This window comes from Chitinophaga terrae (ex Kim and Jung 2007) (assembly GCF_900107795.1).
In the GTDB taxonomy this organism is placed as follows: domain Bacteria; phylum Bacteroidota; class Bacteroidia; order Chitinophagales; family Chitinophagaceae; genus Chitinophaga; species Chitinophaga terrae.
On the sequence record NZ_FNRL01000040.1, the window covers coordinates 26265 to 41338 of the forward strand.

Consider the following 15074-nt stretch of genomic DNA (forward strand, 5'->3'; position numbering starts at 1 on the left):
CATTTATGAGAAAGCATTGGTGTTGTTTGTTAGCTGTTTGTTTGGCAATCCAGGCTCAGTGCCAGGTAAAGCAGGATAGTATTTTTACTGCAAAGGGAACCGTAACGATCATTACATCTGCGCAACCGGTGATCACTTTCCAGTTGGGAGATGGAAAGAATGCAGACTATGACTACCGTATTATAGATGGAAACATAATACTTATCAGGGCAATCAATTCCAATCCTAAGCCTACCAATATTGTTATCAGGGAGGGAAAGGCGCTGCATTATTTTGTCCTGTCGTATAAGGAACACCCGGGGATCGAAGGACTTAAATATTCAATATCAGACGAACAGGAAATACATCCGGTAGCCCGGCCGGATCTTTTCCTGGCTAAAACCATTAAAAGGACAGACCTTGTTCCCATTAATAACCTGTTGAGCAGGCTGGCAGAAAATGAGCAACCTTCAAATGTGGATACTTCAACGGTACAAAAGATTGCAGAGGATTTTGGCAAATACCACAAAGCGAGCAGGAAATACAAAGTGACCGAAGATGGTGTACAGGTGCGTTTCGTTACGACGCTGACCTTGAATGGCTTTACTTATTTCAGTTTGAGGGTTTTTAACAGGCAATCCGCAACCCTGGAGATAGACAGGCCTATCCTCCTGCACAAGCCCCAAGAGCACCCTGCCTTTATGAAATCGCTTCCTGTTATCTTTCAGAGAGCAGGCAGGATTGCCCCGGGGATGCAATCTGATCTGGTATTTGTTGTCAGTTCATGGCAGCACATGAAAAAAGAGCAATTGATCTTTTTATTAAAAGCAAAAAACACGGGTTGGAAGACAGCGATTTATTTACCGGTTAAAGCATTGCGCTAAGTAAAAACTGTATTTAATATTTAGAGATGAAAAGGTATTTAGTATTGTTGATATTTGTACATGTCTTAGATAGGACGTGTGCCCAGGATATCTCTTTTGCAGGCGAGGAATTACCGTTAACAAACCAGTTGGCGCTTCATTACTTCCTGGATATTAGTAATGATAAATTATTTTCTGAACCGCAGCTTAAGGTAATAAGAACCAGGGCCCGGTTGTACTTTCCTATAATTGAGTCGATCCTGGATAAGTACCAAATACCGGAAGATTTCAAATACCTGACCGTAGCGGAGAGTGCTCTACTCAATGTACAATCGGGTAAAAAGGCCAGGGGGATCTGGCAAATTATGCCCGGAACGGCAAAGGAGTTGGGGCTTGCTGTCACTAACGTTGTAGATGAAAGAGAACAGGTTATAAAGTCTACCGTTGCGGCATGCAAACTGCTTAACAAGTTGTATGGCAGGTTTAAGAATTGGACATTAGCGGCCGCAGCTTATAACGCCGGGATGGGGAAGATAAGTAAGGCGGTGAATCAGCAGGGTGTAAATAACTTTTACCAGTTACGAGTGAACAAAGAGACGAACGATTATATTTATAGGATCATCGTTTATAAGTTGTTTTTGCAGGGAAGAATAACAAATAATTCGGTTGTTGACAATGTATTTGATGATGTGTTCAGTGACTGGTCTGTTTTTGCAGGCAACAGTGGTGTGAGGGATTTTAAGTAATGATCGTCTCTCGCTATATCATGGAATATAGCCATATTGATACAACGGGAATAACTACTACTTACGGGCGAAATTGATGCGCCGAAGGAGGTCATTACTTTCTTTGCCATTTCGACGGCGATTTTTTTTGTGCAGCGATGCTACATTGGGAGCAGTGGTGTAGGTAATTTTAGGTAAATGTGCACAAGTTACTCTACCCCCCCGATGAATCTTACATTATACGGAAATACGCCGCATGCTTTTTCTTCAAGTTCAAACCGGATTTCTTCTTCCATTAATTTAATCCTGTCTTTATTAACCTCCCTCGCTATATTATAGTGTATATCAATATTAATACAACGGGAATAACCACTATTCCCCGGCAAGATTGATGTACCGATGGACACAATTACTTTTTTCGCTATTTCGCCGGCGATTTTTTTGCACAGCAATTCTACATCGGAAATAGTGACAATCCGATCTCTCGAAAGCAATTGAAACCTGAAATGGTCGACCTTCCTGGATGGAGAAAGTTGCGCTCTTCCGCCGGTAAGATTACTGAATAGCATTATACTTGAAGATTGGAAATGGCTAGTATTGTATTCCCGGAACCTGCTTCCTTTTTTGGTATTCGTGACCTGGGCGCCGTCAGTTGAACAATATTTTACTGTCAGGTATTTTGCATGAGGCGGGCTTTTAGCAATTAAATGCACACTTGGAACTTTGTTATTTGCCTCGCTGATCTGTTTTTCGATTGCGGAGATGGTTTGTTGCAATGTTTCCAATTGTGATAGGATGTTTTCCCGCCTGCCTAATGTAAAAATGATCTGCTCCGATTTAATTATATCAATCAGCCTGTCGATTTGCGTTATCACCGACCGCTCGTTATGATGAACGATGTTTGATCTAAGCGTCATTTCATGAGCATCAAGGCTTAGGTAACTCTTTTGTGTAATTTCTTTGAACGCTTTATTCTGATCATCCTGCAGGCTGATTACGGCGAAGAATTGGCTATTGGACTCAAGCGGGATAATATTCATTAAAGGATTTGTTTTTATTACTTGTTCTTCCAGCTTCACATTGATTACGGGTATACAATTGATATTGCAAACCATATTTTCTACAAGATCAGGTTCGATGTTCTCAGGAAAGTGCAGTTTTAACCAGAAAGCAGGTTGCTGCAAATTGGGAATATCTAAATGCTCTGCTTCCCTGGTATCGGCGTTTATAAGCCCCGCTAACGGCCGCTCATCGGTGATCGTAATATAATGTTTATTGACCCGCTTGATTGTTCGGTCTATGTATTTATTGTAATGACAGCTGTTCTGCGGAAGGTGGTTGCTTCCTTCGTGAATGTAGTTGCTGTTTTCGGGTTGTAGTTCCCGCTTATGCGAAATGATGTCGTTGTTTCCTTCTCGAACGTAGTTGCTGTTTTCGAAGTGTAATCCCCGTTTATACGAAATATTTTCCTTACCAATGGAAACCTGTAACCAGGACAGGTATTCGTACAGCTTTTCATTGCTGGAATTAAAGCAGATAGTTAGCCCTTTGAGCGAGCGGTTGCTGTGCAAAAAGGAATCTTTATTGCATACCCCCACGCCCAGATAAACAATGTTATGGCCCAGGGACATAGGTTGCAGGCGTGTATAAGTCTCATATTGCCAATGCTTATTGAGTTGCAGGACCATACCGCTGTTTATAAGTACTTGTAATTTCAGCGGGTAAACTGGTTGATTGATTATGGTTGAAACGAAAAGTGGTTGATTGGTTCCTGGTGGGTTATCCACAGCAACAAACTGTTGATAAGGTGTTATTTCCAATATTTCATCTGTTGGCGTCACATGCATTACCCCGTAAGCTGGGAGTGCACCTAATTCCTGTTCTGGTAGCAGCAAAGCGGCTATTTCTTCGGTTATCCGGTTGTCAGCGTTTTTATAGGAGAATGAAAGCTGCGCTAATTCTGAAGCCAATACATCCAATAATAGCTGCACAATTGGATCATATGAAACAGCACTATCTGAAGCAGGATGGTTCCATACCTGGTTGACATGCTTCAACATCCTGTTTTTAATACTTTCTTTGTTATCAAAAGTCATATGCTTTTCTTTTCAGGAAAGGGGAGAGATAAAAAATGAAATATTGCACTGGAAAGGTTGCCGGGTTTCGACAATATGACCAGCTATATAGATGTAAATTCTTTTTTTTACGAATTGGCTGTTAATAGTAGATTGTTCTTCCCGGATATCGGTGATTATCCTGTCAACCTCCACTCTCTTTTCATACTGCCGGATTGCCATTTTGATAGAATATTCTATTCGCATGATCAGGCAATACTTTTCAATTGATATATCAAATTCATCCTTCCACCAGTCGCAGCCATAGCTATCCCTGATTTCCGTGCAGGCTGTTGTTATTATCAGGCGTATATGCTGTTCTATGGACTCTTCCAACGTAATCCTGCTGACGGGCCTTTGTTGCATGATCTCCATGCAGGGGAAGGGGATTGGGTAAAACGTTCCATCCATTTTCTATCATTTAAAAGATCCCCAATACCTTTTTCCGGTTGTTAATGATCGTTATCTCTCTGATGCAGCCGTTCTGATCTTTATTCAGGTTCAGTTGCTCTATTTGCAATTTTCTTTTACCATAGATCCGGTGGCAGAAGGAGTTGAAGTCTATGCTTTCGTTTCCGTTTATGATAACATTGATGGAGGGATCGCAGAGGTATGGCTGGAAGTCGCTTGCTTTCCGTGTTTTATTTGCTACCTGGGAGAGCAGATACTTGAACTCTTCCGTGGTAATTGGGATGAAAGATTTTTTTGGCGGCGGAGAGTTGACTGGCGCCGGCAGTATCTCTACCTGTTTTACTGGCTTGATATCCGGCGCTGTTGGCCGCATGGGAAGTACGAGTATCCGTTTAGTGACCAGGTGGTTGCTGTCATTGTTTACGATCAGGGATAGTACCTGTTCGCCGGGATTATCAAATACAAGTGTGATATTAGACTGTGTATATTTCGCTTCTGGTTGATCAATAAGGCTCCACAACCAGCTCTTCGCCTGTGGAGTATTGTTGGAATACCGGGTTGCTCTTCCCACGTAGGTAGTTGCCGGACCTTCAATTACAGGAAATATTTCTTCTGCGATTTTAGGAATGACCGGAATCAATGCTGGCCGTATCATTACCTCTTTATTCCATCGGCATTTGCCGGCGGTAACACTCACCAGGAAGGTGCCCGGTTTATGGTAGGTATGGTATACCTGTTTGCCTGAGGAACCTTGCCGGTCGCCAAATTCCCAGGTATAGACATATTCAGCCCGCGCGCCTTTTATATCGAAGGCGATCACTTCTCCGGTATGCAGTGTTTTCTGACTGTTAATGATATAAATGCCTATAGCATTACAAATTGGCCGCAGGTTCCATTGAATGTATAACAGAATTAGTGCTAAAATAAATATACTGGCAAACATACGGATGATCATAACATCCAAAAACAGGGGCGCCTTGAATCTGTACTGGCGGTTAACAAACAACATGGTTGGGATTTTGTGATCTGGCAGCAATCTTAAGACAAATTTTTTGATTCAACCTTAATTCTTAACAGAAATTTTTTTACTTTTTTTTTATTAAGAATTAAATGAGCAATTGAATCTCGCGTTATTTTTGTGTCTCACATTTTGAATTTGTTTGTTAACCAATACCGCAGATATGTTTGCCCAGGATACCGGAATTGATTTAATTCAAGCCCTAAAAGAACTGTTAAGATCTGAACAATACATTCGTGCTGAAGTCCTTGTTTTATTGTTTGTCAATGCTGGCGTTCCGCTGTCGCTGATCCATTTTAACACGATTGGTACATTACACAAACCCTATTTGTCGGATACCGTTAAAGTAGATAATAAAGGCGCATTACATTTTTTACTTCCGAGGGCTGGTATATATGATCAGCTGCCTGCCGGGGTATTCCATCACCTCCTGAACGAAACGGATACACTCGCCAAAGCCGTTCGGCAATACCGGCAACACAGGACAGAGGAGATAAATGCAAGACTATTCTTCGGTCCATGCGAAAGGGAGCTTTTTTATCAGCGGTTACTCGTTGAGCAATACGAAGAGGTAATGAGTAATAATTTATCAATGGTCCTGGCGCCCGGGGGTGATATTGAAAATCTTCCGGCTCCTGCTTTGCTGAAAATACGTTTATTGTTGCCATACCTCCATAAAATCGGCGGCCGCAGAAACGAAGTATCCAGGTACCTGGAATGGATACTGGATGAAAGAGTGGAACTTAGTCGCCAACGCTGCGCCGGCAGAACGACTGCGGATGTTGAAAGCAGGCTGAATGCCAGTTGCCTGGGGATAACTACGATAACAGGTCCTGCTTACTATTCAGATATGGAAAGATGGGAGATCTCTATAGGTCCACTCACCAAACCAATACTGGAATTCATGCCGGGGCAAGCATACTGGAGAGTATTGAACCTCTGTTATAAATACTTGCTGCCTTGTGATATAGAAGCAACAACTCAATATTTGTTTCCTGCATCGGAACAAAGTGCATGGTTATCCGACAATGCCACGCAGTCAAGGATTGGGTTGAATTTAGCCATTTAAGCAGAACGGTTGGAGCGTTAAAAAGTCAGACTATGTTTTTCTTTTTCCAGGTTATTAGGGCGGCTCCGCTGATCGGTGCAGGTATTTTACTATGGATCATTTTTCTTAGATCATACAAAGAATTAAAGTACCGGGGCCAGATCTATGTCTATTTAATTTTCCTGTTATTCTTCTGTTTGGCGGTAGCTTCTTATGGTTTCATATACCAGCTTGGAACCTGGCCATTATATACGCTTTTTCAATGCATGTTTGCCTTTATGGGAGGTCTGCATGTCTATTTTGCTTTTACCCGCTGGCAGCTATTGGAAGAGCAGCGAAGTACTATAATATCATTTACGATGATTCCTGTAACAATAGGTCTTACTGCCTTGACAGTTCTTAATGTTCTCCGGATGTCAAATGCCTTTATGTCTGTATTTACCTTATCCAGCGGTCTGGCTTTCGGAGGACCGATTGCATTACACAGGCTTGGCCGATTGGCCGATATACCAACCAGGACCTATCAATGGTGGTTATATCCGCAAAACAGGGAGGTAAAGGAAATGTCGGAAACTGAATTGCGGGATCCGGTTCTCATTGGCTTTTGGATTCAAAAAGATGTGGATGATTATTTTACTTTCTTCAGGGCCAAAGCTCCTATAAAAATGGACCTGGGCGACCTGTTCTATCATTTCGTGGTGGATTATAACGAACGGCATCCCGATACTCCCATAACCTGTTCGGCAGGTAATGGATCATCGTCGGCCTGGTGCTTTTACCAGAAACGTAAATGGTGGTTTAAACCCAGGCTTCTGGATCCGGATAAAGCCGTTTTTATGAACAGGCTGAAAGAGAATGATATAATTATCTGCAGACGTATGACTGAATAATGAATAAAAGTCAACATGCTTTTTCGGATCTAAATCATTACTAATGAATAAATAAAGCAGAATAGCTGAGAGACAGGAAGATTGCTTTGGCATGTGAACAAGGAGTACTACTTTGCTTCAATTCAATGATTGCATGAATGATTCAATGATTGCATGAATGATTCAATGATTGCATGATTGCATGCATGCATGCATGCATGAATGAATGAATGAATGAATGAAGGAAGGAAGGAAGGAGGGAAGGAAGGAAGTGGGGTAGTGGCTTCACCAGGAAGAGTGACCTTATTATTGTAGACGCATGAATTAATCATTGAAACAATGAACTCTATTTCTTTTTTTTCAACCAATTGGGTTGACGGAATGAAAATAAGAAAGCAGCATTTCATCGATTCAGAAAACGCGCTTCTGGATCAGATACGGGATTCCAATACCCTGGATATGAACGGGTACAATTACGGATTATTAGCCATTCCTGGACCTGAAGCTCCGATAAGTTGCTGGTTGAATGCAGACAACCAGGGGGAGTGGAATATCAAGACCACGTATTGCAAGGCAATTACCCCTTCAGGCGCCAGGATTGAAATAAATAACGGGATACTTCAACAATTGTCAGATGACCGGCTCTTTATTGAACTGAACCATAAACCAGAGGAAGTTATTCCCGGGGAGGTATATTTCATCATAATCGGCGTACAGCCATTTAATCGCCGGCCGGTAGGGAAACCCTTATTAGACGAAATTCCTCCCCGGTTTCCATATAGCATTCCAACTTATTACTTAACGGTAATTCATGCCACAGCACTGAATGAGATCAGTGATTTCCAGGTACCGGTTGCAAGGATACAATTTAACAACGGGGCGCCGGCAATCAGCCAGGATTATATTCCGCCTTGCCGGACACTAAAGGCGCATCCAAGATTGGTAGCGATGTTTGAATACTTGCTGGCAATACTGTCTCAAGCTGAACTTCATCTTATTGGAATCATTCAGAAAATACATTTCAAACAGCAATACCACGAATTGGGAGAAGCTATTTTACAACTCTCTACACAATTGATTCATTACCTCAATACAAAACTGGGATTGTTTAAAAACCTGTTGCTTGATCAACCACCAGTTTATATGCTTGAAATAATAGCCGGGATGGCAAGGACATTTAAAAATGCCATTGATCAACGGGCATATTCTACCCGGGAAGAATTGGTCGCTTATTTGTCGGAATGGAGCAGGATTAACGCAAAGGAGATGGAAACTATTTTGACCCAATGTGCGAACCTGCATTATCAACATACCGATATCCAAAATAGTGCGGCCCCGGCTATACGGTTTGCCGAATTTATCAGCAGGTTGTTTCAGAACCTCTGCCAGTTAGACTTTATAGGAAGAAAGCAGGAGGCGAATATTTTCGTGAAGGAAGAATCGCATGATGACGCAAGTTACCTGAGTAAACACAGGATACGTTCCCCGTTTTTTACCGATTAATAACGATAAGTAATTAGGCTGGCATTGAGTTTCTAAACAATAAACCAACACTATGCAACCACTTAATAAACGGGAACGGGTCGCCGCCTTTTTATGGTTCCTGCTATTTTATGTTGTCACAACTACATTGATCATCGCAGCTGTTTTCCTGAACTACCAGGTCCCCGTTCAGGAGAACAAAGACCTTTTAAAGGAATTGCAGAAATGGAGAAAGGACTTTGAGCAGCAGCAGGCCATACACCTTAAATTTAACAGCATAAAGGGAAACCTGGATATTGTTAATGCACCTGAACAGAATGCCGGATATATAGATCAGGTAGTTACAGGCGCCTTAGTTGATATCCGGAATCATATCCCGAAAGAATCGAGCTATTTCAGTTTCTATGATAATATTATCCAGGTTTTCCTGTCGTTGCAGCAAAGCAAACAGCAGTTGAGGAACCTTTTGCGGGCCCAGGAAGAAATAATTTCGTTAAAGGAGAAATTACAACTTCTGAATGATCAGTTGGAAATAAAAAGCAGAGACCTGGATAATTGCAGGCAAATGCTTCTATTGCATAGCAGGAGTAATTAGCTGGTACATGTTGAGATGAAAAATGGACGTTTTGATCAATATCTCGTTGCGGCTGCTGGAGCTATCGCAACCGCGGCTGTTGAGTTGTATCGTTTGAAGAAAAGGCTCCAATCTGTAGCTGTTAGAAGAGCTCTAATCTGTTGCTAAAAGAAAAGTTCTAAGTTGTTGCTGAGGGAGAGGCTCTAGGTTGTTGCTGAGGGAGAGGCTCTAAGCTGTTGCTAAGAAGGAAGCTTTAAGCTGTTGCTAAGAGAGAAGCTCTAAGCTGTTGCTAAGAGAGAAGCTCCAATCTGTTCCTAAGAGAAAAGCTCTAAGTTGTTGCTGAGGGAGAGGCTTTAAGCTGTTGCAGGAACAAAATAAATTACCAGGGAATCGTAAAGATTATCCCAGGTATCGAGGTCCCACGATCATCTGTTAAACCCAAAAAATATACATTATGTCATTTAAAGCAAAGTTAGAGGTAAGCGGACAACAATATAATATCCAGCACGTTACCTATGAGCTATCCCAGGAAATTGATGCTACCGGCAGGCCCTCGGCAATTACAAGAGGAGGGCGGATCCGGATTACAGTGGAGTCGACAGGGCAAACGGAACTTTTCGAATGGATGGTTAACAACTTTGAAAGAAAGGATGGTACAATTACTTTCTTTAAAAGGGATAACGATTCCAAATTAAAAACTCTTGAATTCAAAGAAGGCTACCTCGTGAGGTTCCAGGAATCTTTCGATTATGAAAATGAATATCCCATGTTGATCTCGTTTACCATTTCCGCAAGAGAAATAGTAATGGGAAATGCTACGCACGTTAATGAATGGGTGTAATGCGGCAACCCTAATTTTACACTCCCCATATGATAAGGACTTCGGCCTTCAGCGCATTTACATCCACTGAAAGGCGAAGTCCTCTATCTCCATAGTATTTATATTTTAAAGTTTTCAGGAAAAAGCCCTATTAGTTGAATACAAGGCTCTTATGTGGATAATCAAAGATACAAGGTAACGATTTGGTAACGGTGCTTATTGCTTTGCTTTTCAACGTGTTTCCGTTAGCTCATAGCAAATATACGAATAATAGTAATTACTTAAACTTGATAAATCGTTATTCATCGACTTTCAATGTTATCTCACTAAATTTTGGTATTTCCGCTGTCTCTAAATATTGGCTGGTAATCTTATCAAGAAAAGATTCTGTCATTATATCTTCTTCCAAGAATTGCTCAATATGAGGATAAACGGATAAAATATTTTCATCACTTATCTTTAGTCGATGGCGAATGTTTTTGAAAAATTTTATTTCCGAATATTCAACTTGCTCGTCTGCGTAAATTGTCTGAATAGCAAAGTCAATTAAAATAAGTTCCTCGTCTTCGGTTAGGTTAGCATTGTTTAATAAGTCGAAGTAATTTTTGATGAATTGTTTTCCGTCTATATTAATTCTGTTTACCAATTTGTTTATCTCATCTTGAAAATCAAAATCTTTAAACAAGTCCAATTTTTGACATAAAGATTGTAGCGTTGCAATTCTCTTTTGTCAATATTTCCGTCTGAAGCCATACAGCAAAAAGCTGTTTTCAATAATAGCTTATCAAATGTTATTATGTCCATACTTTTTGATTTTTAAGTTTTAAATCCTATTCTTGGTCTTTCGCCTTTGTTTTCGGTATTTTCTCCGTCCATTTTTGCTTTTATCACTTCGTATTTTTTTAATTCCTGCAAGGAAACAGATGCTTTTGTTTTCTTGATTACTTCTTCTAAAATCTTCATTGAAATTCTTTTTTTTGTTTTCAAAGCTAATCTTGATGCTTCATTAACTAATAATTCAATATCTGCCGAAACATAATGCTCTGTCAGATTTGAAAGTTTCTCGTAATCCATTCCAAAATCCAACGGACGATTTTTCAAATACATTTCAAACATTGCTTTTCTTGCTTCAAAATCAGGTGGCGGTAAATAGAATTTTTTGTCCAACCTTCCTGCTCTCAAAATTGCAGGGTCAATCATATTCGGATAATTGGTTGCTCCAATAATGAAAATTCCTTTTTCTCCTGTTCTGTCCATTTGTGCAAGCATTTCATTAACCGCACTTTTACTCATTTCGTGAACTTCCGAATCTCTGTTAGGTACTAACTCGTTGATTTCGTCAATAAAAATAATAGTGGGTGCGTCTTTCTCTGCTTCTTGAAACATTTTTGCTATGTTTTCTTGTGTAGCATTCACGTATCTACTTTTTAAAGTAGATGGTGTGACCAACATAAAATTAAATCCGACTTCTTCTGCAAAATGTTTTGCAAAAAAAGTTTTACCACAACCTGGCGGACCATAAAGTAACATCCCGTTTGGAATGGTAACTCCGTATTTTGCATATTCTTGGGGATTGTGCAAAGCATCAATCACATCTAACTGTAATTGTTCTTTGAGTTCGTACATTCCTGCTATGGCAGAAAACCCTTTGCCTTTTGCTTTCCTACTTTGAATTTTCTTTTCAGGTTTATCTTCTGATGTTACTTGCTGAACTCTGTCAATATCTTCAATCGCTATTTCCCCATTTAAAGCCTGAATAAATTCACTGACATTTTGAAAGCGATTTTCTACATCTTGATTCAATGCTTTCTTCAAAATAAGATTTACATTTTCAGAATAGCCGATTATTTCATTTGTCAGTTTTGGAAAAGACAAAGACTTTTTCCGTTCATCAATAAGTAATTCTTCTGTTTTATTTCTATCGGATTGAAATTTTGAAATATCTTTAAACCAAGGCGGTAAACCAAAAAGCATTTGATACATTACAGCTCCAACAGAATAAATATCGCTTTGTGGCGAATACAAACTGTTTAAACATTCCGAAGCAACATAGTTTAAGTTTAGATTTTCTTTGTTGTATGCTTTTGTTGACTGATGAAATGACCTTGCATAACCAAAATCAATAATTTTGGCTTTCGGAATATCTTCTGACAAATCCAACATTATATTTTGGGGTGTGATTTCGTTGTGAATAATAGGTTCGGGTAATTTGTGCAAATAATTTAAACCTTTCAAAACGTCTGTAATAATTTGTTGAATATCGTAATAATTGGTAAAAGCTTCTCGGCTTATTCTTTCTGATAATGTTTCTCCTGCAATGAAGTTCAATACCAAAAAGATAAACTTTTTATTTTCAAAGATGAGCTCTCCACTGTCTTTGTACTCAATAATATTATCGTGTTGAATATTTTTCAAAAACTCAATCTCCAACAAATTACTTTCACTATCAAAGGCTGAACGGTGTAATTTTGAATAATTGAATAGTTTCAGGAAATATAATTTTCCGTCTTTCCCTTTTACTCGATAGGTTTCGGCATTAGTTCCCTGTTTGATGAAAAGCATAATATTATACTTTTCATCAATAGAAAACCCTTTTGGTAATATGCCTTTGTATTTTGTCATTTATTTTTTCCTTTTAAACTAATCATCAATCCAACCGCTACTATTACATCCAAAATATTCCATATTTCTCTCCCTAAAGCAATTTTGATAAACGGTTGAAATAATAAAGCTAAAGCACCGTAAATAATCATTTCGGTTTGCTGTCCCTCTTTGTTTGATTGATAAGCTAATAATGCAAAACCTATCAATGCACCGAAACGAACTAATTGGTAATAGCCATAGGGCATATCTAACAAGCACCCGATTAAAAGAACGGCTAATGCTATTTTTATTACTTTAATCATCTATAAGGCTTCTTCGGGATTGCTTGGTCTGGTACTGAAATTTCCGTTTTGTTGCATAATCAGCTCATATTCCAATACATTATTGCTTAAATATTGTGGGTCATCTTTTCCAAAATCTTCATTAGCAATAAACCCTCCTTTTAATTCTCCTCCTTTCATTTCCTTTTCGGGATTCCAACCTTTTCCGTAATAGAAAAAAGCCTGATATGTTCCATTTGGAAATGAGAAAGTATAACTATCGCCAGCCTGAATAAATGCGTGTCTTACAACCTTATCATTCTTCTTAATGGTGACCAAAACATCAGAGTTGCTTGTTCTGACCTTTATTTGTGAGCATCCATAATCATTACAAGACGAATTTCCTCCATAGTATCTTGCGTAGGGAGTTGCTCCTGTGTTTAGCGAATTAGAGATATACCTATTGTAATTCTCCTGTTCTATTCGTTCTTTTTCTAATTGGATTTCTCTTTCTATACGGTCTGCTTCTGCTTGTTTAGCCTGCTCAATTCTCACTTGCTCCAGACGGATATTTTTAGCTCTTTCTTCTTCGGCACGCTGTTGTTCATACTCAATACGTTGTTGCTCTTCACGTGCTAATCGTTCTTTTTTAGCCTGTTCAGATTCACAAGAAGCTAACAGTAATACAGATACCAAAGTTGGAATGATAATTTTTCTCATAGCTTCAAGTTTAGCCTAATGTTTCTTTAGGTTTTTCGTTTTCAGGCATCAAAGAAATCAGTTCAACAAGTATCTGTCGGATCCCCGAAGTTCTACCATTAGTAGCCATTTGTAATCCTTGATTTATTAGTTGGCGAGCTTTAGTTGCATCTTTCCAATGGTAAGTTTCAAAGCTATCATTTAGATGGCGTAAAAATTGAACGTCCATAGCATTCCCTGTAACAGCATTACGAAGTTCAAAATCTAATTGCCCGATTTCTCTTGTAAGTTCTTTAGCATCTTTAGTATTTTTCTCTCTAAGGATATGTTCGATTTTTGTTCTGTACTCCTGAATATGGGCGTTTACACTTTCCATATTCAAATCTCCGTCATCACTATTGTTTCTGATTTTTTCAATTAAATCTTCCAACTCATAAAACGCATCTTTCAGGTCTTGTTCTACTTTAGGCCACTCTGTGGCTTTTTCTGCTCCGTCTAATTTCAGAAGTTCTTTACGTAATCCGTCGAGAATTTTCATTTTTCCGTCTGCACTTCCTTTTTCGTTTTCAAGTTGTTCCTCTAATGTTTCTAAATTTTGAGAAACATCATCAGCATTTACTCTTTGTGCTGTTCGTTTGGCTTTTGTTATTTCGTTTGTTAAAAAAGTTTCTTCGGGTGCTTCGGTGTTTTTGATTTCTACTTCCAATTCTTCAACGTGTTCAATAGTCGGAAATTCTGCACTAAATTTCATCAAAGATGAACCGTCAACTCTAATCGTAATATTTACAGGACTTCCTTTTGGTAAAACTTTTGGCAAGGTTTCTCCTGTGATAACAACTTCGTTTACAAAATTATTCAATAGCGGATTTGTTCCCTCTGCATTATAATCTCCTTGATATATTGGTATTCTTATAATGTCTGTTCGCATTCCTGCTCTTATATCGCTACGTGTATAGAGGTTATCAATAACCCCCACAATTCCCTTTCCGATTTGCTTGTTTTTCTCCAAGCCTTTTGCTGGTTGGAATAAATCCTTTTGTTCGGTTTCAAACCATTTTCCAATACCAATATGATAAGGCAGAACCTGCATTTTGTCCAAACCTCCAATTCCTTGTATAATTGTAAATTGGTTCGGTTGACAATCTAATTTGTTTCCTGTTTCATCATAAACATTGATTTCAAAAGCATTTGATTTTCCCTCTATTAACAAAACGTCAAGAATTGTTGCTTTTTCTCCAATCAGCTTTTTACCACTGCTCCAAGCTCCGTGTAAGCTTCCCTTAAAAAAAGACTGTTAGAGAATAGAAAAATGATTGATAACTTTAACAGTGTATTATGAAAGGTAAACGATTCAACCCGGAGCAGATCAGTAAGATTCTTAAGGAATTCGAGGCGGGTAAAAGTGTTCAGGAGATTACGCGCGAACACGGAGTTAGTCCGGCCTCATTTTACAAATGGCGGCAGCGATACGGTGGCCTTGAGGGCAGCGAGCTGAAACGCGTAAAGGAACTGGAGGAAGAGAACCGCAAGCTTAAGCGGATGTACGCTGATCTTGCCCTTGATTTGGAGGCCGCAAAGGAGGTCATTGCAAAAAAGCTTTGAAGCCCT

At 39.4% G+C, this 15074-nt stretch carries 15 protein-coding genes and 1 pseudogene; 8 read left to right on the forward strand and 8 right to left on the reverse strand.

Annotated elements, in window-relative coordinates; genetic code table 11:
- Window positions 1-5 precede the first annotated feature (5 nt).
- On the forward strand, window positions 6-863 hold the full coding sequence (locus BLV62_RS26305) for a hypothetical protein (RefSeq protein WP_139170405.1): 858 nt from the start codon (window positions 6-8) through the stop codon (window positions 861-863).
- A 26-nt stretch (window positions 864-889) separates the two neighbouring features.
- Entirely contained in the window at window positions 890-1588 is a 699-nt protein-coding gene (locus BLV62_RS26310; RefSeq protein WP_089765852.1) for a lytic transglycosylase domain-containing protein, read from the forward strand.
- A gap of 188 nt (window positions 1589-1776) precedes the next feature.
- On the opposite strand, the gene BLV62_RS26315 is transcribed toward BLV62_RS26310, so the two are convergent.
- Genes BLV62_RS26315 through BLV62_RS26325 form a run of 3 tightly spaced genes read right to left on the reverse strand, consistent with a single transcriptional unit; the run spans window position 1777 to window position 5101 of the window.
- Window positions 1777-3663, reverse strand: a complete 1887-nt coding sequence (locus BLV62_RS26315) for a hypothetical protein (RefSeq protein ID WP_089765854.1) — start codon at window positions 3661-3663, stop codon at window positions 1777-1779.
- A gap of 12 nt (window positions 3664-3675) precedes the next feature.
- Window positions 3676-4092: a GPW/gp25 family protein gene (locus BLV62_RS26320; protein WP_089765855.1), complete on the reverse strand. Its 417-nt coding sequence runs from the start codon at window positions 4090-4092 to the stop codon at window positions 3676-3678.
- Window positions 4093-4102: 10 nt separating this feature from the next.
- Window positions 4103-5101 (reverse strand): PKD domain-containing protein, encoded by a 999-nt coding sequence (locus BLV62_RS26325; RefSeq protein ID WP_089765857.1) that lies wholly within the window; start codon window positions 5099-5101, stop codon window positions 4103-4105.
- A gap of 265 nt (window positions 5102-5366) precedes the next feature.
- On the opposite strand from BLV62_RS26325, the gene BLV62_RS26330 reads away from it, so the two are divergent.
- From BLV62_RS26330 to tssD, 5 genes are all read left to right on the forward strand, one after another.
- Entirely contained in the window at window positions 5367-6179 is an 813-nt protein-coding gene (locus BLV62_RS26330) for a hypothetical protein (protein ID WP_139170406.1), read from the forward strand.
- Window positions 6180-6211: 32 nt separating this feature from the next.
- Window positions 6212-7048 (forward strand): TssN family type VI secretion system protein, encoded by an 837-nt coding sequence (locus tag BLV62_RS26335; protein WP_089765861.1) that lies wholly within the window; start codon window positions 6212-6214, stop codon window positions 7046-7048.
- A 360-nt stretch (window positions 7049-7408) separates the two neighbouring features.
- On the forward strand, window positions 7409-8530 hold the full coding sequence (locus tag BLV62_RS26340; protein ID WP_139170407.1) for a hypothetical protein: 1122 nt from the start codon (window positions 7409-7411) through the stop codon (window positions 8528-8530).
- 52 nt (window positions 8531-8582) lie between these two features.
- Window positions 8583-9104: a type VI secretion system TssO gene (gene tssO, locus BLV62_RS26345; protein ID WP_089765865.1), complete on the forward strand. Its 522-nt coding sequence runs from the start codon at window positions 8583-8585 to the stop codon at window positions 9102-9104.
- Between the two features lie 433 nt (window positions 9105-9537).
- On the forward strand, window positions 9538-9924 hold the full coding sequence (gene tssD, locus BLV62_RS26350; protein WP_089765867.1) for a type VI secretion system tube protein TssD: 387 nt from the start codon (window positions 9538-9540) through the stop codon (window positions 9922-9924).
- A 277-nt stretch (window positions 9925-10201) separates the two neighbouring features.
- Here the strand turns inward: tssD and BLV62_RS26355 are convergent, their stop codons facing one another.
- From BLV62_RS26355 to BLV62_RS26375, 5 genes are all read right to left on the reverse strand, one after another.
- Entirely contained in the window at window positions 10202-10588 is a 387-nt protein-coding gene (locus BLV62_RS26355; protein WP_139170408.1) for a TerB family tellurite resistance protein, read from the reverse strand.
- Window positions 10589-10719: 131 nt separating this feature from the next.
- Window positions 10720-12525 (reverse strand): protein kinase domain-containing protein, encoded by a 1806-nt coding sequence (locus tag BLV62_RS26360; RefSeq protein WP_089765871.1) that lies wholly within the window; start codon window positions 12523-12525, stop codon window positions 10720-10722.
- The gene (locus tag BLV62_RS26365) at window positions 12522-12809 is read right to left on the reverse strand and encodes a DUF6804 family protein (protein WP_089765873.1); all 288 of its coding nucleotides are present in this window, start codon (window positions 12807-12809) and stop codon (window positions 12522-12524) included. Before BLV62_RS26365 ends, BLV62_RS26360 begins: the two co-directional genes overlap by 4 nt.
- Window positions 12810-13487 carry a hypothetical protein gene (locus BLV62_RS26370; RefSeq protein ID WP_089765875.1) on the reverse strand — a complete coding sequence of 226 codons (678 nt, stop codon included), beginning with the start codon at window positions 13485-13487 and terminating at the stop codon, window positions 12810-12812.
- Window positions 13488-13497: 10 nt separating this feature from the next.
- A complete protein-coding gene (locus tag BLV62_RS26375; protein ID WP_211118340.1) occupies window positions 13498-14676 on the reverse strand; it encodes a hypothetical protein in 1179 nt (392 codons plus the stop codon).
- Window positions 14677-14801: 125 nt separating this feature from the next.
- Here BLV62_RS26375 and BLV62_RS26380 point away from each other — a divergent pair.
- Window positions 14802-15062, forward strand: a pseudogene (locus BLV62_RS26380) (transposase); the annotation flags it as partial.
- Between the last annotated feature and the right edge of the window lie 12 nt (window positions 15063-15074).